Source organism: Bradyrhizobium sp. (assembly GCF_036009065.1).
Lineage (GTDB): Bacteria > Pseudomonadota > Alphaproteobacteria > Rhizobiales > Xanthobacteraceae > Bradyrhizobium.
In genome coordinates this window covers 1-26391 of the sequence record NZ_DASYMN010000246.1, presented here as the reverse complement: position 1 = coordinate 26391, position 26391 = coordinate 1, and the positions used below count along the sequence as shown (strand labels likewise).

Genomic DNA, 26391 nt, shown 5'->3' with positions numbered 1-26391 from the left:
GTCGTCGAGCACCACCAGCTCGTATTCGTATTTCGCCTTGGCATCGGCGTTGCGCAGCTTGACCGCGAGATCGGCCGAATTGCGTCCGCCGATGCCGTTGACCGAGACGCCGCCGGTCAGCGGACCGATGAAACCGACCTTTACCTTGTCTTTGGCGTTCGCGGCTCCCGCCGCAAGCGTCAGCACCGCGGTCGTCAACCCCGCGATGATAATCGTGCCAATTCTGATCATCAGTCCCTCCCCTTTTTTGGATTTTGGCTATATCGCGCCGCAACCTCGTGACCGCAGCCTATTGTCGCGCAGCCAAAAGATCGAGAGCAAGCTGACAGAACTGTTTAAGGCCATGAACCCATAAATCTGCCGGGCGGACGGCTTGCCAGGTCCGCCAATGATCCGATAGCGACCAATTCCGCAGCGCAGCGAAATGACGCGATGTGCCATCAACCGAAGTCATTTAATTTATTCGATCACCTCGTCTGCGCCGCCAAGCAATGATGGCGGCACCGTAAGCCCGAGGGTCTTGGCGGTTTTGAGATTGATGACAAGCTCAAATTTAACGGGTTGTTCGATAGGCAAATCTGCCGGCTTCTCGCCATTTAAAACCTTTTGCACATAGCCCGCCAGACGTTTGGCCTCGAGGATTCGGCTCGGTCCGTAGGACAACAAAGCGCCGCTGGCTACGAATTCGCGCCACGAAGCAATCACCGGGAACCGACGTTCCCGGCCATATTCGGCGATTTTGGCCGCAACGATGCCGGTCAGCCGTGACGAGATAATAAGGAGGCTATCCGCCCCGCTCGCAGTCACCGCCTGCAGCGCCGCATCGAGATCGGCGACGTCATTTATCGGGTGGGTCGTTAGCTGGATGCCGAGCGCTTCCGCGCCGCGCCGCGCAAACGTCACCTCGTCGTCGAAATGCTGGGGGTTAAATATCACCGCAACCCGTTTTGCGTTGGGGGCCACTTCCTTGAGAAGTTCTATCCGCTTGGCCGCCATTTCATCCGTGAGAAAAGTGATGCCGGTGAAATTCTTGCTCGGCCGGGCAAGAGAGCCGGCGATCCCCGCCCGCATAGGACTGTCGCTTACGCCGCCGACGATGGGTATGCCGCCCTTACTTGCCTCGAACAGCGGCTTGATAACATCGCCGCCAACGGCGAGCAGGAGGTTGGGCTTTTGTGCGACAAGTTCGGCGGATAATTCCGCGAGCCGATCCGATCTACCATTGGCAAAGCGGAAGACGATTTCGATATTGCGGCCATCAACGAGTCCCGCCTGTGCAAGGGCATCCTTCAACGACTGATCGATCGGGCCCAATTTGGCGCCCCCGAATACAAGCCACCCAATCCGGGGCGACGATTTCTGCGCATGCGCGGCAAGTGGCCAGGCCGCCGCCGCGCCGCCGAGAACAGCAATGAACTCGCGTCGCAGCATAGGGACCCCCTTGGGACGTGCGTTGCGTGATCCCGAAACTATAGCAGTCCGCAAATTGTTGAGTAGCAAAATTGGTTCTAGTCGGATTGCTTATATCCACCTTGGGTGAAAATCGGACCTATGGCCACGCTGTACCGATGTCCGCTCCGGGTCCATTCGCGATCTGGTCAAGTCAGAGCCAGTCCGGCGGCTCCGCAAAAGGCTGTTGCAGATTGATGTTACCAACCGTGGACGTGATTCAAGCTCCAAGGCCGCATCGAACCAGCGGATCGCTTCAGCAATGCATTGCCGTCGCAAGCCAAAATGGTCTAGCCTGACATCAGCCGCCTGGGGAGGGCGAAAAGCATGGCTCAAGCAACATACCTGTCTCGCATCGCACTGGGCGCATGCGCAGCGTTGATCATCGGCACGGCGGCGTACGCGCAAACCCCAACCCCCGCACCGGCTCCGGCCGCGCCGCAATTCCCGCCCACCGCGACGATCACCAGCGGCTATCCGGGTGTCGGACCTGCCGACGACTCCAAGTTGCGCGTTGTGGGGCTGCCGAACGGCAAGAGGGTGCATCTGCTGCCGGCCACGCTTGAGACCACGCAATGGGGCTGGTTCGACAACGCCCAGGCGCCGGTGCTGCGCGTCAATTCCGGCGACACCATCGCGCTGGAGACGATGATGCACAGCCACAATCAGGTGGTTCCGGGCGCGACCATCGAGCAGATCAAGAAGCTGCGCACTGATTTCCCCGGCCGCGGTCCGCACACGCTGACCGGACCGATCTATATCGAGGATGCGCAACCGGGCGACGTGCTCAAGGTCACGCTGAACAAGATCGTGCCGCGCGCCTATGCGACGAACTTCAACGTGCCGGGAATGTTCGGCCAGTTCCCCAGCGTCTATCAGGACGGACAGGTCAAATATCTTTATCTCGACCTCGACAAGATGCAGACCGAGTTTCTGCCCGGCATCGTGCTGCCGCTAAAGCCGTTCCCGGGCACGCTCGCGGTCGCGCGCAAGGAGCCCGGCCGCTATTCCAGCGTGCCTCCCGGAGAATTCGCCGGCAATATGGATATCCGTGACTTCGTCGCCGGCACGTCGCTTTACGTGCCGGTGCATGTGCCCGGAGCCTTGTTGTGGACCGGCGATTCCCACGCCGGCCAGGGCAACGGCGAGGTCAACCTCACCGCGATCGAGACCGCCTACAAGGAACTCAACCTCACGGTGGAAGTCGTCAAGGGCAAGCCGCTCGACTTCCCGCGTATCGAAACGCAAAAATCTTGGATCACCATGGGCTTTGACCAGGATCTCAACAAGGCATGGGCGCAGGCCAAGACGCAAACCGTCAAGTTCTTGTCCGAGCAGCGCAAGGTCTCGGCCGAGCAGGCGGAAAAGTTGATGGCGGGCGTGTCCGATTGCCGGGTCTCCCAGGTCGTCAACGTCAAGAAAGGCATCCACTGCCTAAATCCCAAAAATGCCGGTGACAAGGAAGACATGGAGCGGCCGACCAAGGAGACCTCGAAATATTACGTCTCCCACGTCAGGGATGCCGACCTCAACAAGGCGATGAACGATGCCTCGATGGGCATGGTCAAGTGGCTGGAACAGGAGAAAAAGATCGCCCGACTCGACGCCTACGGGCTGGCCAGCGTGGCGATGGATTGCCGCGTCGGCGTGGTTTCCGACACCGAGAAGAACGTCCATTGCCTGATGCCGAAAAGCATCTGGGTTGCCAGCGCCGGCAAGCGTTAACGAATAACATGGCAGCGCCGCGTCCTGCGCGGCCTTGCCTCGTTGCAAAATCCATGGTCTTGCGCTTCGCTCTGATCGCGGCTTGCTTCACCTTGGCGCCGCCCGGATTGGCGCAGGACCGCATCCCGGTTGTCACCACCACGACCGACTTGCGCAGTCTGACCGAGGCGGTGGGCGGCGACCTGGTCGCGGCGGTGAGCCTGGTTCCGGCCAACATGGACGCCGAGGACTATCAGCCGAGGCCGCAGGACATTCTGCGCCTGAAGAATGCACGTTTGCTGGTGCGCGTCGGGCTTGATTACGACCTGTGGGCCGATCGCCTGCTTGCACAGGCTGCAAAGCCCGAGATCGGCCGCGGCGGCCCCGGCTATGTCGATGCCTCTTTCGCCATTGCAGTGCTGGAGCTGCGCGGGATGAGTGTCGGCCCGGGCGATGGTCATGCCCACGGCAGCGGCAATCCGCATTATTGGCTGGATCCCAAAAACGCCGAGATCGTCACCGGCACCATCCTTGAAGCGCTGGCGCGGATCGACCCGGAAAACGCTGGTCATTACGAGGCCAATCGCCTGGCCTTCCTGATTCGCCTGCGGGCAAAACTTAAGGAATGGGAAAGCAGGCTGGCGCCGCTCAGGGCCATGCCGATCGTGGCCTTCCACAACAGCTGGCCATATTTTGCCCGCCGCTTCCGGCTGGACTTTATCGGCTTTATCGAGACCAAACCTGGTGTGCCGCCGAGTCCTGCGCATCTGGCCGGCATCATCAGCACCATGCAGGCGCGCGGCGCCCGTATCGTGGTGCGCAAGCCGCAGGAGCCGGAACGCGACGTGGCCTTTGTGGCGCGCAAGGCGGAGGCGACGACGGTGACGCTGGCGGCATCCGTCGGCGCGCTGCCGGACACCGGCGACTATATCGCGCTGTTCGACGCCAATGTTGCGGCGCTGAGCGCGGCGGCGGGGGTGCAATGATCGAGCCCTTGTTATTTCTTTTGCCCGCATTCCTGGTTGCGGTCTGTCTGGTCGGCATCCACGTCTATTTCGGCATCCAGGTGCTGGCGCGCCAGGTCATCTTTGTCGACCTGGCGCTGGCGCAGATCGCGGCGCTCGGCGCCACGGTGGCCTTCATGCTCGGCCATTCGGCGCAGAGTCCGGCGGCCTATGGCTACTCCCTCAGCTTCACTTTGCTGGCGGCCGTGCTGCTGGCCTTCACGCGGGCTTGGGGCACGCGCGTGCCGCAGGAGGCGTTGATCGGAGTGATCTACGTCGTCGCGGCGGCGGCAGCCATCCTGCTGATCGACCGCGCGCCGCAAGGCGCCGAGCATCTCAAGCAGATTCTGACCGGGAATATCCTGACCAGCGGATTGAACGAGGTTGCCATCATCGCTCCGCTCTACGCCCTGGTCGGGCTGCTGCACTGGTTGTTGCGCCGGCAGCTGACCGGAACCGGGGTGCTGTTCTGGGAATTCGTGTTCTACGCAAGTTTCGGCGTGGTCGTGACAAGCTCGGTCGCGATCGCCGGCGTGCTGCTGGTGTTTTCGTTTCTCATCGTTCCGGCCGCAATCGGCGTCATGTTTGCCTCCTCGCCGGCCCGACAACTCGGAATCGGCTCGATCACCGGCACCCTCACCAGCGCCGCCGGTCTCGCCGTCTCGTATGCGTTCGACTTGCCGACCGGCGCAGCCATGGTCTGCACTTTTGGCGGCGCGCTGGCGATTGCCGGGTTGCTCTATCCGTTTCTGCGCGGCAATCGCCACAAACCCTTGCGCGTTGCAATTGCGACCGTGCGCTGGTGCGCCGTCGCGCTTTTGGCGGGTTCCGCCCTGCAACTGGCGGCGGCGCCACGCGCCGACCAGCCGCTGCTCGACACGATCGAAACCGCAATTCCTTCGCTGCGTGCGCTGTATTTCAGCCGCTCCGAGCTAGCCACCTTCGCAGAGGCCAGCGAATATGCGGAGCGCCATCGAACCGAGGCGGAACGGCTGAACGATCTGGAAAAACGCAACCGCACCGAAGGCGAGGCGCTCGACGATTTCAGCATCGGGCGCATCTCCTCGTTCCTGAAATCCTACGGCGAAATGCGCAAAGGCGAGCAATTCGTCATGAGCGAAGTCCGCGCGCGGGCGCGCGAGCGCGTCCGATGGAGCGCGAGCCTGGGGTTGCTGGGGCTGGCAATGTTGGTTGCGCCGATTGGTTGGCGGACCCTGCGCATGTGAGCACCGCAGTAGGCCTGCAGCAGTGGCCCTATAGTGCTCCGAGCAGCAGGATTGAGCATGCCGTTGCTGATTGACGAAACCGCTAAAGGTATAGCCCTGAACCGATGGGCCCTACCTGCATCGCCCGGCAAACGCCGGTCGGGCTAGCAGACTATTCCCCGAGCCCGGTACCCCGTACCCAAACCACGATGCCGGGGCCAGCTGATCGAGCGCCAGTTGTAATACGACCGGTTTTATTTGCTCGTGAACCCCGCATCCGCCGCGAGCCAGGTGCGCACGCGCGCGCTTGTCTCTCCCCTCGCCTCATCGCGCAGCCCGTAGTGCCGCGCCAGGCGGTCGAGCGCCAGTTGCAGCACGATCTTGGCCGAGCGCAGCGGCCAGCCGCGCTCGCGCTCGACTTCCTCGAGCCCGCGCAGAAAACAGCAGACGTCCATCAGCAGCCCGGAAAACTCCGGCCCGCAGGCTTCCATGGCAAGCCGGACACGCTGCCGCGATGCGATCACCAGATCGGTCATCTCGCCGGCGCCGCCTCCGAATGTGCGCGAGCGGCCGGTCGGCGCCGACCAGTCGGATGTCACGCGCGGCGACAAATGTCCGCGGGTGAAATCCGCGCGCAGCTTTTCGCCGGCGATGAACTGGTTCGGGCTGATCATGGCGCGGCCGTCGCGGCCCTTGCGGCGGGCGAGCCAGGCCAGCGGGCTTTCGCTGTCGTTCACCAGCACGCTGATCGCGCCGGTCTCGGTCATCATCTCGCGCGTCGCAAGATCGAGGTGCTGCGCGCGAAATGCATCGATGCCGTCGGCCGTCGGACTTTTCTCGTCGCGCGGCGTTGCCTTGTGGCGGGTGCGCGCCTTCATTGGCTGATTTCCGGCATCGTCTGCTGAAGCGCCCCCCATCCCGTCCGGCAGAACAGTTCGAGCGCCTCCAGCCGGCAATCCAGCCAGATGTCGTCGCGGCCATCTTCGACAACGTGGCAGGCGTGCGACACCGTGGTACGGTCGCGGTGGAAAACCCGACTGATGGTTCCGAAACTCAGCTCGAAACCGATATGGGCCAGATACATCGCAATCTGTCTGGCAAAGGCTGCACGTGGCGCACCCCGCGTCGGCGCGAACAACGCCGCCATCTCCAGTCCAAAATCGCGCGCCACGCAGAACGCGACCCATTGGCAGGTCCGCTCCGGTGTGAAGAGCGTGGCGGATGAATGTTCGGGAGGCGCAGGGGAAACCGGGGAGGTGAATTGGAGCATCGGCGGGGTCTTCAGTTGAAGGAACATAAGCCTACAACTTACCGGATATTTCCACCCCGTGGATAGCGTTCCTAAGAAATATTTTCAGCGGGTTCCTTTTGGGAAAAAAAGCAGCAAACTCAAGGCACTGCCTTACTTTCGGCGGCGCCGCTGCTGTCCCAGTCCCATTTTCTTGGCAAGCTGCGACCGCGCCACCGCGTAATTCGGCGCGACCATCGGGTAATCAGGCGGAAGGCTCCATTTGTCGCGATATTGCTCCGGCGTCATATTGTACTGGGTTCGCAGGTGCCGCTTGAGCGATTTGAAACGTTTGCCGTCCTCGAGACAGACGAGGTAATCGGGGGTCATCGACTTCTTCACCGAGACCGCCGGCTTGGCGGGTTCGAGGGGCAATTCCGTACGGCCGGTCGAGACCCGCAGCAACGCCGCGTGTATCTGGCTGATCAATGCAGGGATGTCGGAAGCCGGCGTCGGATTGTTGCTGAGATAGGCCGACACGATACTCGCCGTCAGATCGATGAAGTTTTTGCCCGCGGTGTCGGTCATGGCCTCAGTCTTTCGGGATCTGGATCGGGAGAACCTTGGAGATCGGCAGGATCGGTGGCGCTGTCGGCAGACGAAATTCTGCCGCTAGCGGCCAAGTATGGGCGAATTGCCGTCGGCATGACAAGAACAAGGCCGGACTGCAGTTCATTTATGCGGCTGGCATTTCCTTCGAAGTAAAGATGCTACGGGCGCTGATCGAGGTGCGAGCGCAGTTCATCGATCGATGCGAATCGCATCATGCCCTCCGGCATTTGGGCCTCGATCGACCCATCGGAGTACAGCGAATAGGCCATTCCATCGACAACCCCGGATTTGAGCACCGTCACCGGCGCGGACTCCTCACTCGACGCCGTCGGCGCGGGACGTTCCGGCGCGGGCGTGGCGGCATTCGGCTCGGCGAATGTCGAAGGCGTGCGGGTGCGCCGCAATGCGTCGGGCCGCGCACGGTCCGATTGCGGCCATGCATCTTCAAAGCTGGCCGGAGCAGCATCTTTCGGGTCAGGCGGCGTGACAGGCGGCGCGGGGCCGGAATCGGCGGCGGCTGGATCGGTGGTCCGCGCTGCACGCTCGCGCTCCCTGCGCGACGACGAGGAGAACAGCAGATTGCGTCGCGCCTTGGTTGCCGCGGCTGCTTCGGACGGCGCCGGTTCGGCGGTGACGTCGCCGCGCGAGCGGGCGCGATCCCGCGCCGCGGCTTCGTCCCGCCAGGGAGCCGATCCGGCCGAAGGCGATGGCGCCGGCTTGGCGGCATCCAGATCTTCGGGTGCCGGCTGGTCGCGGCCCGGCAGGACTCCGTTGTCAGGGGGCCGGTCGCCGGAACCCGCGGCCGATGCTTGCTGATCGCTGCTGACGCGCGACGTTGCGAGGTCGGCAGAACCGAGGCGCCGCGCAATATTTCGGATTTCGCGGACCACCACGGAAAGGCCGAGCAGAATGGCCCCGGCGCAGGCGGCGATTGCACCCGCAAGAATCAAGGTGTTGCCGAAACTGAATTCCTTGACCGGAATTCCAAAAACGATCGCCAGAAGGCCCGCCGCGAGCACGGCAATCCCGGCGATCATCAGCATCATCATTGGCCGTCCCCCGGCTGCGGTCGAAAGACTCGCAGCATCCGATGCCACGATACCGTCATATTGCTGATCCCGCCAACCGGATTTCCAGAACGCGGAAAACCACTTCAGACTGCGTTCATATTGCGCATGGCATAAGCGAGCCAACTTCGACGAAGGTCTTTACCCTGACTGCGAATGCTGCATTGCATCAGGAAATTAGCCACAATTCCCAATTACTTGACGGCGGAACTGCGCTATAGGGAGGCCGGGGAAACGAGGCTCAAAGCACTAAAAGCTGAGCCACAGGGGACACCGGGTTACCGATAGCCATGTCATCCATAACAACTTCGACCATCGACACGCCCGCGCGGCGCTCGGTGGAGCGGACTTGCGACGACCTCGCCATCATTGTGCTGGCCGCGGTCGGGCTGATCGCCAGCCTTACGTTTCGCGACTACGGCCTTGGCTGGGATGACTACACCCACGCCGAATATGCCGACCTTCTGCTGCGCATGTACGGTTCGGGCTTCAAGGATACCACCGCACTGTCGTTCGCCAACCTCTATATGTATGGCGGCGGCTTCGACATGGCGGCCGCACTGCTGCACAAGATCATTCCCCTTGAACTGTTCGAGACCCGTCGCCTGCTGGGCGCCGTCGTCGGCCTGATCGGTCTTGCGGTGACGTGGCGCCTGGGCCGGCGCGTCGGCGGGCCCCTTGCGGGTCTTGCGACCCTGCTGCTGCTGGTGCTGTGCCCGACATTCTACGGGCACATGTTCATGAACCCGAAGGATGCGCCGTTCGCCGTTTCGATGGCGATCCTGATGCTCGGCCTGGTCCGCCTGGCTGAGGAGTATCCCTCGCCCTCGCCGCGGGCCATTCTGATCGTCGGGCTGGGCGCCGGCCTGGCGGTCGGATCGCGCATCCTGGGAGGTCTTGCCTTGGTCTATGCGGTGGTCGGTTTTCTGCCGTTGTTGCTCGAGGAAATTCGTACCCACAACGCGCGCGACACCGCGCACCGCTTCGTGCATGCGGTCTATGTGCTGCTGCCGGGCCTGATTCTCGGCTACCTCATAATGGGGTTGATCTGGCCGTGGTCGATCATGGAGCCCGGCAATCCGTTCCAGGCCCTGACCTATTTCTCGCACTTCTTCGAAAAGCCGTGGAAGGAGATGTTCGACGGCGCGCTGGTGTCGGTGCCGGACATGCCTTGGTCGTATCTGCCGACGCTGTTCGCCCTGCAGCTCCCCGAGGTGCTGCTCGGCCTTGCGATCGCCGGCGTCATCGGCGCCTTCATGTCGCTGTCGCGCAACGACGTTCCGGCGCGCCGCAAGACCATCCTGCTGATGCTGACGCTCGCGGCCACGCTGCCGCTGGTCGTCGCGATGGTGAAGCGTCCGGCGCTGTACAACGGCATCCGCCATTTCATTTTCGTGATTCCGCCGATGACGGTGCTCGCCGGCGTCGCATTCGCCTGGCTGATGAACTGGCTGAAAGAAAACCGCCGCAGCTGGCAGCCTGCTGTTCTTGCGGTGTTCGCGTTCGGTCTGATGTTGCCGCTCGGCGAAATGATCCGCCTCCATCCATACCAGTATACGCACTTCAACCATATCGTGGGTACGGTTCGCGGCGCCGACAATCTGTTCATGCTGGATTACTGGGGGCTGGCGCTCAAGCAGGCATCCGATGGTTTGCGCGAGGAACTGGTCGAACGCCAGGAAGTCCCGCCGCGTGGGCGCAAATGGAAGGTCGCGGTATGCGGCCCGCAGCGCCCGGCGCAGGTGGCGCTCGGCCCCGACTTCACCATCGGCTGGGACAGCAACGCAGCCGATTTCGCCATGACCTTGGGCGAATTCTACTGCAAGGGCCTGACCGCGCCGGTGATGGTGGAAATCAAGCGCGACGACGTGGTTTTCGCGCGGGTCTATGACATCCGCGGCCGCAGTATTTCCGGTCTGCTGGCAATACCGGCGCCGTAAAATTTCGAAGCCGTCGATGAGCAAGCATGACTGCCACGCGAAGGCTGCGCCTTGCTGCGAAGTCCCCGCAGGACTACTCTTGGCCGCGAAAATCAACAATCTGCCGAGGGAGAACCGGCTATGTCACCAGCGGAAGCTCGCCTGAAGGAAGTGCCGTCCGGTATGACCGATGCCGAATGGGGCCAGCGCGTCAATCTCGCCGCTTGCTACCGCCTCGTCGCGCATTATGGCTGGGACGATCTGGTCGACACCCACATCTCCGCCCGGGTGCCGGGGCCGGACCATCACTTCCTGATCAATCCCTACGGTCTGATGTTCGACGAGATTACCGCGTCGAGTCTGGTCAAGGTCGACCTCGACGGCAACCAGCTCACCAAGAGCGAGTACAGCATCAACCCCGCCGGCTTTACGATCCATTCCGCAATTCACGAAGTGCGCGACGATGCCGGCTGCGTGCTGCATCTGCATACGCCCGACGGCACTGCGGTCGCGAGCTGCATGGAGGGACTGCTGCCGCTGAACCAGACTGCGCAGTTCGTGACCCACGATCTCGCTTATCATGACTACGAAGGCGTAGCACTTGATCACGAAGAGCGTCCGCGCCTGCAGAAGGATCTCGGCAGCAAGAACCACATGCTGCTGCGCAACCACGGCACGCTGACGGTGGGCCGCTCGGTCGCCTCCGCCTTCGAGCGCATGTACCATCTGGAGCGGGCCTGCACCATGCAGGTACGCACCCGGATGCTGGGGCCGACAGCCTATCCGGTCGATCAGATCGTCATCGAAAAGAACGAGCAGGTGTTCGGCAATCCCGACAAGGCGGAGTTGCGCTCGACCACGCTGGTCTGGCCGCCGCTGTTGCGAAAACTCGACCGGATCGATCCCAGTTACAAGAGCTGAGATTTGGTGTAGACTGACGTTCACACGGCCTCTGCACTTCGTTTCCAAACGCCGCCCAATTCCGGGCGGCGTTTTTATATGACACCGAGCCGTAGGATGGGCAGAGCGCAGCGAAACCCATCACCTTGCTTTGGGTTGACGTGATGGGTATCGCTGCGCTCCACCCATCCTAAGCATCGGTGCTGAACCCGTCCCATTAAGGTCGTTCGCCAAAGTCCCCGCCCTGATCGGCAACATCCCCTGCCCAATCCTCTGGATAGACACCGAGTTTTACCATGCGATGGAACGACGAATAAGGCCAATCCCTTACCCGCCTCACTAACCCATGTTTGACCGGGTTGATATGGATATAATCAATGTGACGCGCGAAATCGTTCTCATCCCGAATCGTATGCTCCCAATAACGCCGTTGCCAGATACCGCGCTCGCCCTTGGCGGCGCGGCTGCTTGAAACCCGTTCGCCAGTTGGGAGGTTGCGCGAAAATGTCGATTTTATCAGACGCCACCGGGTGGCGAAATCCGCGTCTCCTTCGGGAAGCGTCCAGAGCGTGTGGAGATGATCGGGCAGCACGACCATGGCCTCGGTCGTGAACGAATGATTCCGGCGTGTCTCGCGAAACGCGGTGCGCAGTTCATCGATGTAGCCTGTCAGTAACTGCAACCGCCGATCCGCCAGATTGACGGTGAAGAAAAAGCAGCCTCCGGCAATGAAGTTACGGCGATAGTCGGTCATCTCGACCTGCCCGCGTGAATGACGCGATGGGTATCGCTTCGCTCAACCATCCTACGACCTGGACGGTAGGATGGGTAGAGCGCAGCGAAACCCATCACCTTGCTTTGGGTGACATGATGGGTATCGCTTCGCTCAACCCATCCTACGATCGCGGCGCGTCCGCCAGCGCGCTGAGAATCCGCGCCCAGGAGCGGATGCCTTTGTGAAAACTCCTGAGGTCGTATTTTTCGTTCGGCGAATGAATGTTGTCGTCGTCGAGGCCAAAGCCGACCAGCACGGTATCGAGCCCAAGGGTTTTCTTGAAATCCGCGACGATCGGGATCGAAGCGCCGGAGCCCATCAGCACCGCCTCCTTGCCCCACTCGTCGGTCAAGGCGCGTTTGGCGGCGGCGAGCGGCTTCATGTTCCAGTCGAGCGCGATCGCCGGCGCATTGGAATGGTCGGTGAATTCGGCCCTGCAATCGGCCGGCAGCCGCGTGGTGACGTAATCGCGAAAGGCGTTGCGGATCTTGGCGGGCTCCTGGCCCTCGACCAGGCGGAACGAAACCTTTGCGGAGGCTTCCGCGGGGATCACCGTCTTGGAGCCCTCGCCGGTGTAGCCGCCGATGATGCCGTTGATATCGCAGGTCGGGCGCGAGGAGACCTGCTCGATCAGCAGGCGGTCCTTCTCGCCGGCGGGAATCGAAAGGCCGATCGGCTTGAGGAATGACTTCGGCGTCAGGTTCAATTTTTTCCATTGCGCAAGAATGTCCGGCGGCAAATCCTTCACGCCGTCATAAAAGCCGGGAACGGTGATGTGGCCGTCATCATCATGAAGGCTTCCCAGGATGCGGGTCAGCACGCGGATCGGATTTTGCGCGCCCCCGCCGAAGATGCCTGAATGCAAATCGCGGTTGGCGGCCGTGATCCGCACCTCGTCGTAGACGAGGCCGCGCAACGATGTGGTGATCGCGGGCGTGTTCTGGTCCCACATGCCGGTATCGCAAACCAGCGCGAAATCGGCGTGCAAGTCTTTTTTATTCGCTTCGAGAAACGGCACAAAGTTCTTCGATCCGATCTCTTCCTCGCCCTCGATGACGATGGTCACATCCAGAGGCAGCGAACCGATCACCGATTTCCAGGCGCGGCAGGCCTCGACAAACGTCATCAACTGGCCCTTGTCGTCCTCCGCGCCCCGCGCGACGATGATTTTTCGCCCGTCGGCGTGATCGGTGACGGCGGGTTCGAACGGCGGACGATGCCACAGATTGAGCGGATCGACCGGCTGCACATCGTAGTGGCCATAGAACAGCACATGCGGGCGCGCGCCGCCGTTGCCGTTGCTGATGGCGAGGATCGCGGGATGACCCGCGGTCGGCCGGACCTCGGCCGCAAAGCCCAGCGTCGCGATATCGCCGGCCAAATGATCCGCCGCTGCCTTGCAATCGTCGGCAAAGGCCGGGTCGGCCGAGATCGATTTGATGCGCAGCAGCGCGAACAGCCGCTCAAGGCTGTTGTCGAAATCGGCATCGATGCGGTCGAGGACCGGCTGAAGCTGCGAACTGCTCGACATCTCGGCTTTCCTGTTTCCTGCTCGTCATGCCCGGCACTCGGGTCCGGCTTCGCCGGCCCGAGCACATGCCATTGTGCCGGGCATCCACGTCTTTCTTCGTTAGTAAAAGCAAGACGTGGATGGCCGGGACAAGCCCGGCCATGACGATAGTTTAGTTTCTCATATTCGTAATATCACTATTCGTTGGCGGCGGATTTTTGATGTACCAAACCAGCCCCGCAACGATCACGGCGGTTGCGGCGAGGTTGTTGCCGATGGCCTGAAGATAGATCGGAAACACCGGAAACGACAGCATCATCAGGCCGCCCGCCAGCGCCAGCAGCAGCCAGGTCGCGCTGCGCACGGCGGGCCGCGGGTCATACGCGGCGCGGTGGATCAGCACGGTCAGGGGGAAGAACAGCCACATGAAATAATACTGACGCGCCAGCGGCGAAGCGACGGTCATCAGGCAGAACAGGATTCCCAGCTCCTCGGCGTTCGAGCGGCGCGTTACCTTCGAGGGCGGCGGCAGCACCGCGACGAATCCAAGCCCGACCAGGAACGACACCGCGAGCACCACCCAGTTCGCAGTTCCGAAATCGAGATCGAGCAGGTTCATTGTGCGCGGCGGTTTGGTGGGATCATCCTGATTGAAATTGATCGGCCGCATCAGCCGGTGCGTCAGCGCGATGATCGACTGATTGACCCACGACCAGTTCTGCTCGTCGCGCTGCCCAAATCCCTTTTCCGAACTCGACCCGACCATTCCACGGTACCAGGTCGATAGCTCCGAGACATTGCGCTCAAACCCGCGGATCGGCGCCGGAACGAGAAACAGAAAAACGCCTGTAAAGGCGATCATGCTTGCCGCAGCCGCCCAGCGCCGGCGCCACAGCAAATAGGGCAGCACGGCCACCGGGAAAACCTTGATCGCGGTGGCCAGCGCGAACATGCTTCCCGCCGCCCATGGCCGCCCGTTTTGCAGCCACCAGAATCCCAGCAGCATCATCGCGAGCAGCACGAGGTTCGGCTGACCCAGATCGAACATGTCGAACACGAATGTCACCGTGACGAAACCGGGAAGCGCGGCTATCCACGCGCCGGGAATCCTGCCCGATCCGGTCATCGCGTTGGAGAGCTGGCTTGTCATCCACCATGCCGCGGCGTTGAGAAACGACAGGCACACATAAAGCGGAATTTTCCCGAACCAGCTCGGGACGGCGAGCAGGATCGCCGGCAGCGGCGGATAGATGAACTCGAAATAGGCGTTGGGGTCGCTGGGGTAGAGGCCTTTTCCCCGCAGCACCTGCTGCCCGGCCCAGAACCACAGCGGATAGTCCTTGGTCTTGCCGTTGCCCCAGATTTCAGGAACGAGGACATAGACAGTCAGCGCGACAGAGGTGACGAGGAAAAGAACGTCAAGCGGTCGACGCAGCGATGGCCATCTGAGCACGAGGTTTTTCCGCAGCTGAAGGACGTCTGCCGTCGCATTCCGTTAGCAGAAAGCAAACAGGCTGCAAACCGGCCCCTATATGGCTCGCGCAACTGGACTTGCGCGGGGAATTCTGCCACCCATGGCCGTCCTTTCGCGACCTTCGCTCGCCGGATTTTTCCGGGAATAACACGCCGATCTCATATGCTTTTCTACGAGCCGCTATTTCTTACGATTTTCCCGGCGGTCTACGCATTCTATTTGCTGATATCGGGCGCCTCAGTCAAAAAATGGACCCTGCTGGTCGTCAGCACGCTGTTTTATGTCTGGGGCGAACCGGTATTCGTGCTGGTGCTGCTGGCCTCGACCGCGATCGATTACGCGCTGTCATTCTATCTGAACGATCCTGCTCCCGTGCGCACGCGGCGGCTGGCGCTTGCCGCGGGCGTTGCCAATAACCTCGGCGTTCTCATCGTCTACAAATACGCCGACTTCCTCGCCGATAATTTCAATCTGCTTCTCTCGCCCTTCGGCGCCCACAGGATTCCGCTGCTGCATCTGGCGCTGCCGATCGGCGTGTCGTTCGTCGTATTCGAAAAGATCACCTACCTGGTGGACACCTGGCGCGGCATTTCCCGGCCCGCGGCGTCGTTCATGGACTACTGCCTGTTCGTGCTGTTCTTTCCGAAACTGCTGGCCGGGCCGATCCTCAAATATCACGAGATGAAGGATCAGATCGCGTCGCCGCCGGCGATCGAATGGAGCGATTTTCAGGTCGGATTTCTCCGCTTTGCGCGCGGCCTTGGGCGCAAGCTGCTGATCGCCGATCCACTCGGCGCATTCGTCAACCAGATTTTTGCAGCCGACCCCGCAAGCCTGAGTGCCGGCCACGCGTGGCTTGGCTTGGCGAGCTTCACGCTGCAGATCTATTTCGATTTTGCCGGCTATTCCGACATGGCGATCGGACTCGCACGCATGCTCGGCTTCCGCCTGAAGGAAAACTTCAACTCCCCCTATATCGCCCAGTCGATGACGGAGTTCTGGCGGCGCTGGCATATCTCGCTCACCACCTGGATCCGCGACTATCTCTATATCCCGCTCGGCGGCGACCGCCGCGGCGAGGCGCGCACCTACATCAATCTCTGGATCTGCTTCCTCGCCTCCGGGCTGTGGCACGGCGCCAGCTGGAATTTTGTAATATGGGGCGCCTATAACGGCCTGTTCCTCACGCTCGACCGGCTGTTCCTGCGCGATGCGTTGGCGCGCTGCGGCCGCACGATCGCAACTGCCATCACACTGTTCATCGTCATGATCGGCTGGGCGATTTTTCGTTCGGAATCTCCGACACACCTCGTTCCGTTTCTGAAGGCGCTGGCCGGTCTGTCGCAAGGGATATCCGCAACGGAAATTGCCGCGGAAGTACCGTTCACACTGATTCTCGGCGCGTTCATTTCGCTGCTGCCCGCAACGAGGCTGTATGGCCCGCTGCGGCGCGTCTATGAAACCCGGAGCTGGCTGCGCGGGGCTACCATTGCCGTTCTGCTCGTAATCTATCTGCTGGCGATTGCGCGGGCGGTGACGGTGCCGTTCCAGCCCTTCATCTATTTCAGGTTCTGACCCGATGAACCGGCTTTCCTTCTCTCATCCACTGGTTCGCATGGGATTCTGCCTGTTGCTGTTGGCGCTGCCGCTGGCGAGCGCATGGAATCTCGCGGTCGCGCCGACCCATCCTTCGCTTGCGATCAGGATCGGCCCGAAACTCGGCGGCGTCACCCGCGACGCGCCCGTGACCCTGTCTTGGTCATCACTGCGGGACGGCAGCTTCCAGAAGGCGGTGGCAAGCCGCGTCACCGACGCGATGGCGGTCCGTCCGCTGCTGATCCGCATCAACAACGAGATCCGTTTTGAGCTGTTCGGCGAATTGACCGCGCCGCAGGTGGTCCGGGGCGCCAAGGGCCAATTGATCGAGCGCTCGTACCTCGAGGAATATTGCGCCCGTACCGAGGATCAGGCAGCAAAATTCGCGGTCGAGATCATTCCGAAACTAAAGGACATCCAAAACTACTACCGCGCCCGCGGCGGCGTTTTTGTCTACCTGGTCACGCCATCGAAGGCGGGGCATCTGCCGGAATATTTCGTCGACCGGGTGCCCTGCCCCAGCACACCGGCGGCGCGGACCGGGCTTGTTCCGCAATATGTCGATCTGCTTCGGAAGGCCGGCATCGACGTGGTCGATACCGCCGGCCTGATCCATTCGCTCAAGGGCAAATACGAGATCGAGCTGTTTCCGCAGGGCGGTGTGCACTGGAACGATATCGGTGGCGCGCGGGCGGTCGCCGCCGTGGTGGAGGATATCAATCGGCAGGCCGGCCGCGAACTGGTGCCGCCGTTTACCTTCACCTACACTTTGTCCGGCGTGACCAGCGGCGTCGATCGCGATCTCGTCGATCTGCTCAACGTGTTTTTCCCGCCACTGTCGTACCTTACGCCGAAGGTAAAATTTCTGCCCTCCGTGCCCTGCCCGACAAGTCCGGCGCGATCGATCGATGCGGTCCTTGTGGGCTCCAGCTTCAGTCACCTGCCCGGGCAGATCTTGATCGAGGACAACTGCCTGTCGGAGTTAAATGTCTATTACTACATGCGCCTTGGCCGTTTCGGCGGCGTGCCGTATCACGAACTGCAGCGAGATCTGAAGGACGCGGACCTTGCACGGCTACGCGACGCCAAAATCGTGATCCTCGAGGAGAACGAATCCTTCGTGGCGCGGACGGGCTACGTCAACGAGCTGCGCAAGGTCGTGACGACGCCCTGAGCTACAGCGTGGAGCCTTTCTTCACCTCTCCCCAGAGGGGAGAGTCGGATCGCATCGAAAGATGCGATCCGGGTGAGGGGCCTATCCGCGAGTCCGAGTGCGTGGAGAGACACCTCACCCGAAGCCTGCGCTACGCTCCGGCTTCACCTCTCCCCTCCGGGGAGAGCTGAAGAACTTACCGCCGCAACATTCCGCCGAGCGTGCCGCGCACGATAGAGCGGCCAATCGAGCTGCCGAGCGAGCCACCGACCGACTTGCCGAGATTCGCGGCCACGCCACCGACCACCTTGTTGGTCACCGAGCGGGTAAGATCGCGCGCGATCACCTGGCCCGTGGACAACCGTTGGCCGCGCGGACGATTGGTGCCGAAGATCATCCCGACGATGTTGGTGAGTTGCCCGAGCACTCCACCGCCAGCCGCTGAATCGACGGACGTACCGCCGCCCGCCGCCGTTCCCGCCGGCGCGGCGGTTCCGGCCACGCGCTTTTGCAGCACCTCATAGGCGGATTCGGAATCGATGGTGGCGTCGTATTTGCCCTTCACCGGGCTCTTGCCCATGATCGCCTTGCGTTCCTCCGGCGTGATCGGCCCGATCCGTCCCGTCGGCGGCCGGACCATGACACGCTCCACCATCGCAGGCGTGCCGTTGCCTTCCAGGAACGACACCAGCGCTTCGCCCTTGCCCAGCTCCGTGATGACCTTGGCGGTATCGAGCTTCGGATTGGGCCGGAACGTCTGTGCCGCCGCCGCCACCGCCTTCTGGTCGCGCGGCGTGAACGCCCGCAGCGCGTGCTGCACGCGGTTTCCGAGTTGCGCCAACACCTTGTCCGGCACATCGATCGGATTTTGGGTGACGAAATAGACCCCAACGCCTTTGGAGCGGATCAGGCGCACCACCTGCTCGATCTTGTCCATCAGCGCCTTCGGTGCATCGTTGAACAACAGATGCGCCTCGTCGAAGAAGAACACCAGCTTCGGTTTCGGCGGATCGCCGGCCTCCGGCAACTGCTCGAACAGTTCCGACAGCATCCAGAGCAGGAAGGTCGCATAAAGCTGCGGGCTCTGCATCAGCTTGTCGGCGACCAGAATGTTGACCATGCCACGGCCGTCGCGATCGGTGCGCATGAAATCCTTCAGCGCCAGCGCCGGCTCCCCGAAAAATTTGTTCGCGCCCTGGTTTTCCAGCACCAGAAGCTGACGCTGGATGGTTCCGACGGTCTGCTTCGAGACGTTTCCATATTGCGTGGTCAGTTCGGCGGCATGCTCGGCGACAAAGGAGAGGATCGCCCGCAGATCCTTCATGTCGAGCAGCAGCAACCCCTGTTCGTCGGCGACCTTGAACGCAATATTCAGCACGCCCTCCTGAACGTCGTTCAAATCCATCATGCGGGCGAGCAGCAGCGGCCCCATTTCCGAGACGGTGGCGCGCACCGGATGGCCCTGCTCGCCGAACACGTCCCAAAACACCGTCGAGAACTGGTCCGGCTGGAACGCGAGCTCCATTTCCTTGGCGCGCTTGACGATAAAATCCTTCGGCTCACCGACTTCGGAGATGCCGGAGAGGTCGCCCTTGATGTCGGCGGCGAACACGGGAACGCCAGCCCGGGCAAACCCTTCCGCCATGACTTGGAGCGACACGGTTTTTCCGGTTCCGGTGGCTCCGGTGACGAGACCGTGGCGGTTTGCAAGCCCGAGCGTCAGCCAGGCCGCCTGCTTCCCCTTGCCTACGAAAATTGTCTCGTCGGTATCGCCGGTCTTGGTCTCGGTCGGTGCCATCGCATCGCCTCTTCGCGTGCATGAGGAGCTTCGGTCGCCAGGCGTCATCACCTTACTCATCTTGCAAGGGATGCGAAACCGGTCAACGGATTTTACAACACCTGAAACCTGATCATGGAAATGATTTCGATCGGGCTTCTCCGCACTCACTACCAAAGTTGGAAAGGAACACGCCGGCCGCGGCAAACTGGGGTGAATTTCATGATCGCTCTTGCATCGCTGCAACACTCGCTGCGCGATTAAAGATGAATCGCACTTTCGAATGCGGTCATCGCTTGTAATTCGTATCGCGGAAGATCAAGATAAATCACAACCAAGGGGTCGGACAAATAACCGGCTGAGGGGCGGGGCAACATGGACGAACTCGTTAAGCAGCTGGCTGCAAAGGCCGGCATTGACAAAGCTGTCGCTGAAAAAACCGTCGGCATGATTTTGGGTTTCCTCCGCAAAGAGGGCCCCTCCGACAAGGTCCAGGCGCTGATCGACAGGATTCCGGGCGCGGAGAGTGCCGTCGAGGCCTCGAACCGGGGCGGCCGCTTGAGCGATTTGATGGGCGGCGGCCTGATGGGGCTCGGCAGCCGGCTGACGGGGCTCGGTTTAGGCATGGGCGAAATTCAAGACGTTGCCCGTGAACTTTTCAAGTTCGGCCGCGACAGAATTGGGGCGGATCAGATGGGCGAGATCATTTCAGGGACGCCGGGCCTCAGTCAGTTCGCCTGAAGCACCTTTTGTTTGAAGCACCTTGGTCTAAAGCACCTTTATCGCATCGAGTATCATGACATATCCACTGTCCCAGATCGAAGGAATGACCGCCTTCGCCGCATCCAAACTGAAAAAACTCAGCATTCGCACCACCGAAGCGTTGCTTGAGGCTGCCCACACCGTGAAGGGGCGCAAGGATTTATCGGCAAAAACCGGCATCAGCGAGCAGCAGTTGCTCGAATGGGCGAATATTTGCGACTACATGCGCATCCCCGGCATGGGCAAGGCCAAGACCGGGCTGCTCCGCGCCGCCGGCGTGACGACCGTACGCGAACTGGCGTTGCGCAATCCTGCCCGGCTGGCGCAAAACATGAAAGACATAAATACCCGGCGCAAGCTCGTCCACGTCTTGCCTTCGGAGAAGTCGGTGGAGCAGATTATCCAGAAGGCCCGCAAGCTGCAGCCGAAGATTACGTATTAATGCCGTAGGGTGTGAGCAAAGGCGCTCTTGCGCCGTGCCCACCATCGATACACACCGCCGTGAGGTGCTCGCCGCTCTTCACGGCGAGCCTCGATGGATCGGCCACAAGCGCCTGCGGCCATCCTTCGAGACGCGCGCAAGAGCGCATTCCCTGAGGATGACGGCAGTGTATGTGCTGCGATTCAAGGTCGGTGGGCACGCCACCAGACGCGCTTCGCAGGTCAGGCGGCTTTGCCCACCTTACGCATCCCTGCGAGAACTTGACTCCAATGTTCGGACCGCGCAAAGCGACGGCATGATCGCGACCACCTCCAGACCCGTTCCGGCGGATCATCCGGTACTGCCCGCGCTGTTGTCGCGGCCGTATCCGGCGGTAATGGGGGTACTCAATATCACGCCGGATTCCTTTTCCGATGGCGGACAGTTCATCGCGCCGGAGCGTGCGCTGGCGCAGGCCCGTCGTATGATCGCCGAGGGTGCCGACATCGTCGACATCGGTGCGGAGTCCACCCGGCCCTATGGCGCGCAGCCGGTGTCCGCCGAGGAAGAGTTGCAAAGGCTGCGCCCGGTGCTTGGTGACGTGGTGGCCCTGGGGGCGCCTGTCTCCATCGACAGCATGAAATCCGCTGTAGTCGCGTGGGCGCTCGGCGCCGGCGCCCGCATTGCCAACGACGTCTGGGGGCTGCAGCGCGACCCCGACATGGCCAGGGTGATCGCCGAGCACAAAGCAGCTGTCATCGTGATGCACAACCGTGAGCGCGCCGATCCGGCCATCGACATCATCCGGGATATCGAGGCATTTTTCGCTCGCTCGCTCGGCATCGCAGCACGGGCGGGCATTCCGGGCAGCCATATCGTGCTGGACCCCGGCATCGGTTTCGGCAAGACCCCGGAGCAAAGCATGACGGTGCTGGCCCGGCTCGATGAACTGCGCGAGTTCGGTTTACCCCTGCTGGTCGGGGCATCGCGCAAGCGCTTCATCAGCACCGTTGCGCCATCGGAGCCGCATCAGCGGGTTGGCGGCTCGATCGCAGCACATGTTCTGGCCGCGCTAAAGGGTGCCCGGATCGTTCGCACCCACGATGTGTCTGAAACCGTACAAGCCCTGCGCGTCGCAGCGGCGATCGAGGAGCGACGATGACCGACACGATCTTTATCACCGGCGTCGTGATCCACGCGCGGCATGGCGTGATGGACCATGAGACCGAGGTCGGGCAGCGCTTCGTGATCGATCTCGAACTTGGCATCGATCTTTCCGACTCCTCGCGCACCGACCGCCTGGTCGACACGGTTTCTTATTCCAGTGTGGTCGCGACCGCGACTTCGGCGTTCAAGAACGCCAATTACAAGCTGCTGGAACGCGCCGCCGGCGCCGTCGCCGACGCCGTTCTGGCCGCGTTTGCCCGCGTCAGCGCCATCAAGGTCACCGTTCACAAGCCGCACGCGCCGATCGCCGCGATCTTCGACGACGTCGGCGTGGTTCTCACCCGCACCCGAAAATAGCCTGACATGGCCGACGTACTGATCGCGCTCGGGGGCAATGTCGGCGATGTCCGCGCGACGTTCGAAAAAGCGATCGCCAATATCTGCGGCATGACGCAGGCGGCCCTGCTCGCGCGTTCCTCCGATTATGCGACGCCGCCGTGGGGTGAGGAGCAGCAGGACCGCTTCATCAACGCCTGCATCGAAATCGAGACCAGCCTCGACCCGCACGCGCTGCTGTTTACCCTGCATAGAATCGAGAAGAAGTTCGGCCGCGATCGCGCCCAGGAAAAACGCTGGGGTCCGCGCACCCTCGACCTCGATCTGATTGCCTATGACGACGTTGAAATCCACAAGCCGGAACTGACACTGCCGCACCCCCGCCTGTTTGAACGCGCGTTCGTGCTGGTGCCGCTGGCGGAGATCGTCCCGGACCGCGTCATCGCCGGACGCCGCGTAAGGCAGGCGCTGGAGGGTCTGTCGACCGAGGGAATCAACAGGCTGCCGGACCTCGACTGACATTGTGTTGGCCGTTGGCACGTGGCAATTTCCGGCACGTGTGCAAAAACGGCTCCCGGGACCCGCTTGAATGACCTCTGCAACTGACGAACTGCGGCTGGCCGCCGATTTTGCGCCTGCTACCTACGACGACTGGCGCAAGCTGGTCGATGGCGTGCTGAAGGACGCGCCGTTCGAAAAACTGGTCGGCAAGACTTACGATAATCTGCGCGTCGAACCGATCTATTCGCGCGCGAAAAATGCCGCGCCGATCGCCGGCCGTGCCGCGGCGGCGCCTTGGCAGATCATGCAGCGCATCGATCATCCCGACGCGGCTGCCGCCAACGCTCAGGCGCTGCACGACCTCGAAAACGGGGCCAACGGCTTGCAGCTCGAATTTGCGGCTGGCCCGGGCGCCCGCGGTTTTGGGATCGCCGATGCAAGCGAAGAAACATTGGCGCGTGTCCTCGACGGTGTGATTTTCGACGCCGGGATCGCCATCGCCGTCAATCCGGTGCTCGGGCGCGAAAACGCCGGGATGAACCTCGCCCGCCTCGTCGAAGCGCGCGGTTTCGAGCCTGCGAAAGTCGAGATACGCTTCAATTATCAGCCGCTGGCCACCATGGCGGTGCGCGGTGCGGCGCCGGCGCCGTGGTCGGAAATGGCGCCGCCTTTTGCGGGGATAATCCAGGGCCTGATCAGCCGCGGTTTTAAAGGTCCGTTTGCGCTCGCGGACGGCCGCCCGGTCCACGACGCCGGCGGATCGGAAGCGCAGGAACTTGCTTTTGCTCTTGCGGTCGCGGTTGCTTACCTGCGCGCGCTGGAGGCCGGCGGCATCGCACTCGATATGGCCCGGGCGGCGATATCTTTTCGGCTGGTCGCCGACGCAGATCAATTCCTCACCATGGCAAAATTCCGCGCGGTGCGTTTGCTGTGGGCGCGCGTCGAAGAGAGCTGCGGCCTGACGCCCAGGGCGGTTTTCATCGCCGCCGAAACCGGATGGCGGATGCTGACCCGGCGCGACCCTTATGTGAACATGCTGCGCGCGACCGTCGCGACGTTTTCCGCAGGGCTTGGCGGCGCTGACAGTATCACCGTACTGCCGCACACGCTGGCGCTGGGATTGCCGGACGGGTTTGCGCGGCGCGCGGCGCGCAACACACAGCTGGTGCTGCTGGAGGAATCCAATCTCGCCAAGGTGGCCGACCCCGCCGCCGGCTCCGGCGGCATCGAGGCGCTGACGCGACAGCTTTGCAACGCAGTGTGGTCGTTGTTTCAGGAGATTGAAAAAGCGGGCGGCGTGTTTGCCGCGCTCGAGCAAAATCTGATTCAGAACAAGGTCGCAGCGACGCGGGCTGTGCGCGAGACGAATATCGCGAGGCGTAAGGAGGTGCTGACCGGCGCCAGTGAGTTCCCCAACCTGCATGAGGCGCACGTTGCCGTGCTGGATGCAACGCCGGTTGCACCGGCGCCCTACGACGAAGCAAGAATCTCGTTCGACCCACTGACGCCGATGCGGCTTGCCGCGCCATTCGAACAGCTGCGCGACAAGTCGGATGGAATTCTGAAACAGACCGGTGCGCGGCCAAAAGTGTTTCTCGCTGGTCTCGGCACGCCAGCGGACTTCACCGCGCGCGCGACCTTTGCCAAAAGTTTTTTCGAGACTGGGGGCATTGAGGCAATCGATACGGAAGGATTCTCCGATCCCACCGGACTTGCCGCCGCCTTCAAAGCCTCCTGCGCGGCCCTCGCCTGCCTGTGCTCCTCCGATAAAGTTTATGCCGAGCAAGCGGCCGCGGCCGCACAGGCCCTTCACGCGGCCGGCGCAAAGCATATCTATCTGGCAGGCCGGCCCGGCGAACAGGAAGCCGCGCTGCGGGCGGCCGGCGTTAACGATTTTGTCTTCGCCGGCGGTGACGCGTTGGCGGCGCTGCAAGACGCTTACAAACGGATGGACTGAGCATGTCATCGGACGCAAAACCCGTTCTGACCGGCGGCTGCCAATGCGGCGCGGTTCGCTTTGCGCTGTCGGCCGTCCCGATGAAGATCAGCATCTGTCATTGCCGGATGTGCCAGAAGGCGAGCGGCGCGCCGTTCGCGTCATTCGCCGACATACCTCACGAACATTTTGCCTGGACCCGCGGAAAGCCGGCGGCGTACCGTTCCTCGTCGATTGCGATGCGCGATTTCTGCGCCGCCTGCGGCACGCCCCTGAGCTTCCGCCGCATCGGCGGTCCCAGGATCGAGATCATGACCGGGGCGTTCGACCGGCCGGACCGGGTGATCCCGACCCTGCAATATGGAACCGAGTCGCGGCTGGGCTGGGTCGGGACCATCGTCAACTTGCCGAGCAAGACCACGCTGCAGAATTACGGCCCGGAAAAGCTCGGCGAAATCGTCAGCCACCAGCACCCGGACCATGACTAGGATGCGGCTACGGCAACTGGCGACGTTCGAGGCCTTTTATGCTATGGTAATGTCATGAGCCGCATACCCAATTTCGCGGAGATCGCGTTCGAGAAAATTGCGCCGGCTGAGGCCGGCGGCAATGCCGAGCCGTGGCTCACGCCCGAGGGCATTCTCGTCAAACCCGGCTACAGCGAAGCCGACCTCGGGGGCATCGACTTCCTCGAGACCTGGCCGGGCATCGCGCCTTACTTACGCGGTCCCTACCCCACCATGTATGTCAACCAGCCCTGGACCATCCGGCAATATGCAGGCTTCTCGACGGCGGAAGATTCCAACGCGTTCTACCGCCGCAACCTTGCCGCCGGGCAGAAGGGCCTTTCGGTCGCATTCGATCTTGCCACCCATCGCGGCTATGACAGCGATCATCCCCGCGTCACCGGCGACGTCGGCATGGCCGGGGTTGCGATCGACTCGATCTACGACATGCGCACGCTGTTTTCGGGCATCCCGCTCGACCGCATGAGCGTGTCGATGACCATGAACGGCGCGGTGCTGCCGATCCTGGCGCTGTTCGTCGCCGCCGCCGAGGAACAGGGCGTGCCGCCGGAAAAACTCTCGGGCACGATTCAGAACGACATTCTGAAAGAGTTCATGGTGCGCAACACCTACATCTATCCTCCGGCCCCCTCGATGCGGATCATCTCCGACATTTTTGCCTACACATCGCAAAAAATGCCGAAATACAATTCGATCTCGATCTCCGGCTATCACATGCAGGAAGCCGGCGCCACGCAGGATCTTGAGCTCGCCTATACGCTGGCCGACGGCGTCGAATATCTCCGCGCCGGCCTGGCCGCCGGTCTCGACGTCGACCGCTTTGCGCCGCGGCTGTCGTTCTTCTGGGCCATCGGCATGAATTTTTTCATGGAAGTGGCGAAGATGCGCGCGGCGCGATTGCTGTGGACCAAGCTCTTGACGCAGTTCAATCCAAAAGACCCGCGCTCGCTCAGCCTGCGCACTCATTGCCAGACCTCCGGCTGGTCGCTGACCGCGCAGGACGTGTTCAACAATGTGATGCGCACCACCATCGAGGCGATGGCGGCCACCCAAGGCCATACCCAATCGCTGCACACCAACGCGCTCGACGAGGCCTTGGCGCTGCCGACCGATTTCTCGGCGCGGATCGCGCGCAACACCCAGCTGTTCCTGCAGCAGGAGAGCGGCACCAACCGCATCATCGATCCCTGGGGCGGCTCCTATTATGTCGAGCGCCTCACGCACGATCTCGCGGCAAAGGCCTGGGGCCACATCCAGGAAGTCGAGGCGCTCGGCGGCATGGCCAAGGCGATCGAGGCCGGCGTCCCAAAACTTCGGATCGAGGAAGCCTCCGCCAAGACCCAGGCAAGGATCGACGCCGGCAAGCAG

At 62.1% G+C, this 26391-nt stretch carries 24 protein-coding genes and 1 pseudogene; 15 read left to right on the top strand and 10 right to left on the bottom strand.

The features are described 5' to 3' along the window. Positions 1–231: pseudogene (locus VGP39_RS14895) on the bottom strand (branched-chain amino acid ABC transporter substrate-binding protein); the annotation flags it as partial. Between the two features lie 228 nt (positions 232–459). Next, positions 460–1431, bottom strand: coding sequence for an ABC transporter substrate-binding protein (locus VGP39_RS14890; RefSeq protein WP_327568869.1), 972 nt, complete (start codon positions 1429–1431; stop codon positions 460–462). A 345-nt stretch (positions 1432–1776) separates the two neighbouring features. On the opposite strand from VGP39_RS14890, the gene VGP39_RS14885 reads away from it, so the two are divergent. Genes VGP39_RS14885 through VGP39_RS14875 form a run of 3 tightly spaced genes read left to right on the top strand, consistent with a single transcriptional unit; the run spans position 1777 to position 5383 of the window. Beyond that, entirely contained in the window at positions 1777–3174 is a 1398-nt protein-coding gene (locus VGP39_RS14885; protein ID WP_327568868.1) for an acetamidase/formamidase family protein, read from the top strand. Positions 3175–3227: 53 nt separating this feature from the next. After that, on the top strand, positions 3228–4139 hold the full coding sequence (locus VGP39_RS14880; RefSeq protein ID WP_327568867.1) for a metal ABC transporter substrate-binding protein: 912 nt from the start codon (positions 3228–3230) through the stop codon (positions 4137–4139). Continuing rightward, complete coding sequence (locus VGP39_RS14875) at positions 4136–5383, top strand: metal ABC transporter permease (protein ID WP_327568866.1); 1248 nt, start codon at positions 4136–4138, stop codon at positions 5381–5383. Before VGP39_RS14880 ends, VGP39_RS14875 begins: the two co-directional genes overlap by 4 nt. Positions 5384–5616: 233 nt before the next feature. Here VGP39_RS14875 and VGP39_RS14870 read toward each other — a convergent pair whose 3' ends face one another. The 4 genes from VGP39_RS14870 to VGP39_RS14855 form a co-directional block, all read right to left on the bottom strand. Further along, positions 5617–6240, bottom strand: a complete 624-nt coding sequence (locus tag VGP39_RS14870) for a DUF6456 domain-containing protein (RefSeq protein ID WP_327568865.1) — start codon at positions 6238–6240, stop codon at positions 5617–5619. Beyond that, complete coding sequence (locus VGP39_RS14865) at positions 6237–6659, bottom strand: helix-turn-helix domain-containing protein (protein WP_327568864.1); 423 nt, start codon at positions 6657–6659, stop codon at positions 6237–6239. Before VGP39_RS14865 ends, VGP39_RS14870 begins: the two co-directional genes overlap by 4 nt. Positions 6660–6764: 105 nt before the next feature. Further along, positions 6765–7178 (bottom strand): MucR family transcriptional regulator, encoded by a 414-nt coding sequence (locus VGP39_RS14860; RefSeq protein ID WP_327568863.1) that lies wholly within the window; start codon positions 7176–7178, stop codon positions 6765–6767. A 182-nt stretch (positions 7179–7360) separates the two neighbouring features. Further along, the gene (locus tag VGP39_RS14855) at positions 7361–8251 is read right to left on the bottom strand and encodes a DUF308 domain-containing protein (protein ID WP_327568862.1); all 891 of its coding nucleotides are present in this window, start codon (positions 8249–8251) and stop codon (positions 7361–7363) included. Between the two features lie 308 nt (positions 8252–8559). On the opposite strand from VGP39_RS14855, the gene VGP39_RS14850 reads away from it, so the two are divergent. After that, positions 8560–10209 carry a glycosyltransferase family 39 protein gene (locus VGP39_RS14850; RefSeq protein ID WP_327568861.1) on the top strand — a complete coding sequence of 550 codons (1650 nt, stop codon included), beginning with the start codon at positions 8560–8562 and terminating at the stop codon, positions 10207–10209. A 120-nt stretch (positions 10210–10329) separates the two neighbouring features. Beyond that, positions 10330–11109 carry a class II aldolase/adducin family protein gene (locus VGP39_RS14845; protein WP_327568860.1) on the top strand — a complete coding sequence of 260 codons (780 nt, stop codon included), beginning with the start codon at positions 10330–10332 and terminating at the stop codon, positions 11107–11109. 196 nt (positions 11110–11305) lie between these two features. Here the strand turns inward: VGP39_RS14845 and VGP39_RS14840 are convergent, their stop codons facing one another. From VGP39_RS14840 to VGP39_RS14830, 3 genes are all read right to left on the bottom strand, one after another. Beyond that, the gene (locus VGP39_RS14840) at positions 11306–11842 is read right to left on the bottom strand and encodes an REP-associated tyrosine transposase (protein WP_327568859.1); all 537 of its coding nucleotides are present in this window, start codon (positions 11840–11842) and stop codon (positions 11306–11308) included. Between the two features lie 142 nt (positions 11843–11984). Further along, positions 11985–13394 carry a M20/M25/M40 family metallo-hydrolase gene (locus VGP39_RS14835; protein ID WP_327568858.1) on the bottom strand — a complete coding sequence of 470 codons (1410 nt, stop codon included), beginning with the start codon at positions 13392–13394 and terminating at the stop codon, positions 11985–11987. A gap of 151 nt (positions 13395–13545) precedes the next feature. Continuing rightward, positions 13546–14826 (bottom strand): glycosyltransferase family 87 protein, encoded by a 1281-nt coding sequence (locus VGP39_RS14830; RefSeq protein ID WP_327568857.1) that lies wholly within the window; start codon positions 14824–14826, stop codon positions 13546–13548. 183 nt (positions 14827–15009) lie between these two features. On the opposite strand from VGP39_RS14830, the gene VGP39_RS14825 reads away from it, so the two are divergent. Together VGP39_RS14825 and VGP39_RS14820 are read left to right on the top strand one after the other, a co-directional pair. Then, positions 15010–16422 carry an MBOAT family O-acyltransferase gene (locus tag VGP39_RS14825; RefSeq protein WP_327568856.1) on the top strand — a complete coding sequence of 471 codons (1413 nt, stop codon included), beginning with the start codon at positions 15010–15012 and terminating at the stop codon, positions 16420–16422. Between the two features lie 4 nt (positions 16423–16426). After that, positions 16427–17617, top strand: a complete 1191-nt coding sequence (locus VGP39_RS14820; protein WP_327568855.1) for an alginate O-acetyltransferase AlgX-related protein — start codon at positions 16427–16429, stop codon at positions 17615–17617. Positions 17618–17792: 175 nt separating this feature from the next. On the opposite strand, the gene VGP39_RS14815 is transcribed toward VGP39_RS14820, so the two are convergent. Then, positions 17793–19394, bottom strand: coding sequence for a helicase HerA-like domain-containing protein (locus VGP39_RS14815; protein WP_327568854.1), 1602 nt, complete (start codon positions 19392–19394; stop codon positions 17793–17795). A gap of 354 nt (positions 19395–19748) precedes the next feature. Here VGP39_RS14815 and VGP39_RS14810 point away from each other — a divergent pair, with 354 nt between their 5' ends. The 8 genes from VGP39_RS14810 to scpA form a co-directional block, all read left to right on the top strand. After that, on the top strand, positions 19749–20114 hold the full coding sequence (locus VGP39_RS14810) for a DUF2267 domain-containing protein (protein WP_327568853.1): 366 nt from the start codon (positions 19749–19751) through the stop codon (positions 20112–20114). A gap of 55 nt (positions 20115–20169) precedes the next feature. Next, on the top strand, positions 20170–20577 hold the full coding sequence (locus tag VGP39_RS14805) for a DUF4332 domain-containing protein (RefSeq protein ID WP_327568852.1): 408 nt from the start codon (positions 20170–20172) through the stop codon (positions 20575–20577). A gap of 295 nt (positions 20578–20872) precedes the next feature. After that, positions 20873–21718: a dihydropteroate synthase gene (gene folP / locus VGP39_RS14800; RefSeq protein WP_327568851.1), complete on the top strand. Its 846-nt coding sequence runs from the start codon at positions 20873–20875 to the stop codon at positions 21716–21718. Continuing rightward, complete coding sequence (gene folB, locus VGP39_RS14795; RefSeq protein WP_327568850.1) at positions 21715–22080, top strand: dihydroneopterin aldolase; 366 nt, start codon at positions 21715–21717, stop codon at positions 22078–22080. The genes folP and folB overlap by 4 nt, the downstream gene beginning before the upstream one ends. 6 nt (positions 22081–22086) lie before the next feature. Next, a complete protein-coding gene (gene folK / locus VGP39_RS14790; protein ID WP_327568849.1) occupies positions 22087–22578 on the top strand; it encodes a 2-amino-4-hydroxy-6-hydroxymethyldihydropteridine diphosphokinase in 492 nt (163 codons plus the stop codon). Between the two features lie 70 nt (positions 22579–22648). Continuing rightward, positions 22649–24517: a methylmalonyl-CoA mutase subunit beta gene (locus VGP39_RS14785; RefSeq protein ID WP_327568848.1), complete on the top strand. Its 1869-nt coding sequence runs from the start codon at positions 22649–22651 to the stop codon at positions 24515–24517. Positions 24518–24519: 2 nt separating this feature from the next. Beyond that, complete coding sequence (locus VGP39_RS14780) at positions 24520–24984, top strand: GFA family protein (protein WP_327568847.1); 465 nt, start codon at positions 24520–24522, stop codon at positions 24982–24984. Between the two features lie 54 nt (positions 24985–25038). Beyond that, the coding region (scpA, locus tag VGP39_RS14775) for a methylmalonyl-CoA mutase (RefSeq protein WP_327568846.1) at positions 25039–26391 on the top strand (1353 nt) is incomplete at its 3' end.

Coding starts and splice junctions, on each gene's coding strand:
- VGP39_RS14890 (WP_327568869.1), bottom strand. CDS start 1,431: ATGCTGCGACGCGAGTTCATTGCTGTTCTCGGCGGCGCGGCGGCGGCC.
- VGP39_RS14885 (WP_327568868.1), top strand. CDS start 1,777: ATGGCTCAAGCAACATACCTGTCTCGCATCGCACTGGGCGCATGCGCA.
- VGP39_RS14880 (WP_327568867.1), top strand. CDS start 3,228: ATGGTCTTGCGCTTCGCTCTGATCGCGGCTTGCTTCACCTTGGCGCCG.
- VGP39_RS14875 (WP_327568866.1), top strand. CDS start 4,136: ATGATCGAGCCCTTGTTATTTCTTTTGCCCGCATTCCTGGTTGCGGTC.
- VGP39_RS14870 (WP_327568865.1), bottom strand. CDS start 6,240: ATGAAGGCGCGCACCCGCCACAAGGCAACGCCGCGCGACGAGAAAAGT.
- VGP39_RS14865 (WP_327568864.1), bottom strand. CDS start 6,659: ATGTTCCTTCAACTGAAGACCCCGCCGATGCTCCAATTCACCTCCCCG.
- VGP39_RS14860 (WP_327568863.1), bottom strand. CDS start 7,178: ATGACCGACACCGCGGGCAAAAACTTCATCGATCTGACGGCGAGTATC.
- VGP39_RS14855 (WP_327568862.1), bottom strand. CDS start 8,251: ATGATGATGCTGATGATCGCCGGGATTGCCGTGCTCGCGGCGGGCCTT.
- VGP39_RS14850 (WP_327568861.1), top strand. CDS start 8,560: ATGTCATCCATAACAACTTCGACCATCGACACGCCCGCGCGGCGCTCG.
- VGP39_RS14845 (WP_327568860.1), top strand. CDS start 10,330: ATGTCACCAGCGGAAGCTCGCCTGAAGGAAGTGCCGTCCGGTATGACC.
- VGP39_RS14840 (WP_327568859.1), bottom strand. CDS start 11,842: ATGACCGACTATCGCCGTAACTTCATTGCCGGAGGCTGCTTTTTCTTC.
- VGP39_RS14835 (WP_327568858.1), bottom strand. CDS start 13,394: ATGTCGAGCAGTTCGCAGCTTCAGCCGGTCCTCGACCGCATCGATGCC.
- VGP39_RS14825 (WP_327568856.1), top strand. CDS start 15,010: ATGCTTTTCTACGAGCCGCTATTTCTTACGATTTTCCCGGCGGTCTAC.
- VGP39_RS14820 (WP_327568855.1), top strand. CDS start 16,427: ATGAACCGGCTTTCCTTCTCTCATCCACTGGTTCGCATGGGATTCTGC.
- VGP39_RS14815 (WP_327568854.1), bottom strand. CDS start 19,394: ATGGCACCGACCGAGACCAAGACCGGCGATACCGACGAGACAATTTTC.
- VGP39_RS14810 (WP_327568853.1), top strand. CDS start 19,749: ATGGACGAACTCGTTAAGCAGCTGGCTGCAAAGGCCGGCATTGACAAA.
- VGP39_RS14805 (WP_327568852.1), top strand. CDS start 20,170: ATGACATATCCACTGTCCCAGATCGAAGGAATGACCGCCTTCGCCGCA.
- folP (WP_327568851.1), top strand. CDS start 20,873: ATGATCGCGACCACCTCCAGACCCGTTCCGGCGGATCATCCGGTACTG.
- folB (WP_327568850.1), top strand. CDS start 21,715: ATGACCGACACGATCTTTATCACCGGCGTCGTGATCCACGCGCGGCAT.
- folK (WP_327568849.1), top strand. CDS start 22,087: ATGGCCGACGTACTGATCGCGCTCGGGGGCAATGTCGGCGATGTCCGC.
- VGP39_RS14785 (WP_327568848.1), top strand. CDS start 22,649: ATGACCTCTGCAACTGACGAACTGCGGCTGGCCGCCGATTTTGCGCCT.
- VGP39_RS14780 (WP_327568847.1), top strand. CDS start 24,520: ATGTCATCGGACGCAAAACCCGTTCTGACCGGCGGCTGCCAATGCGGC.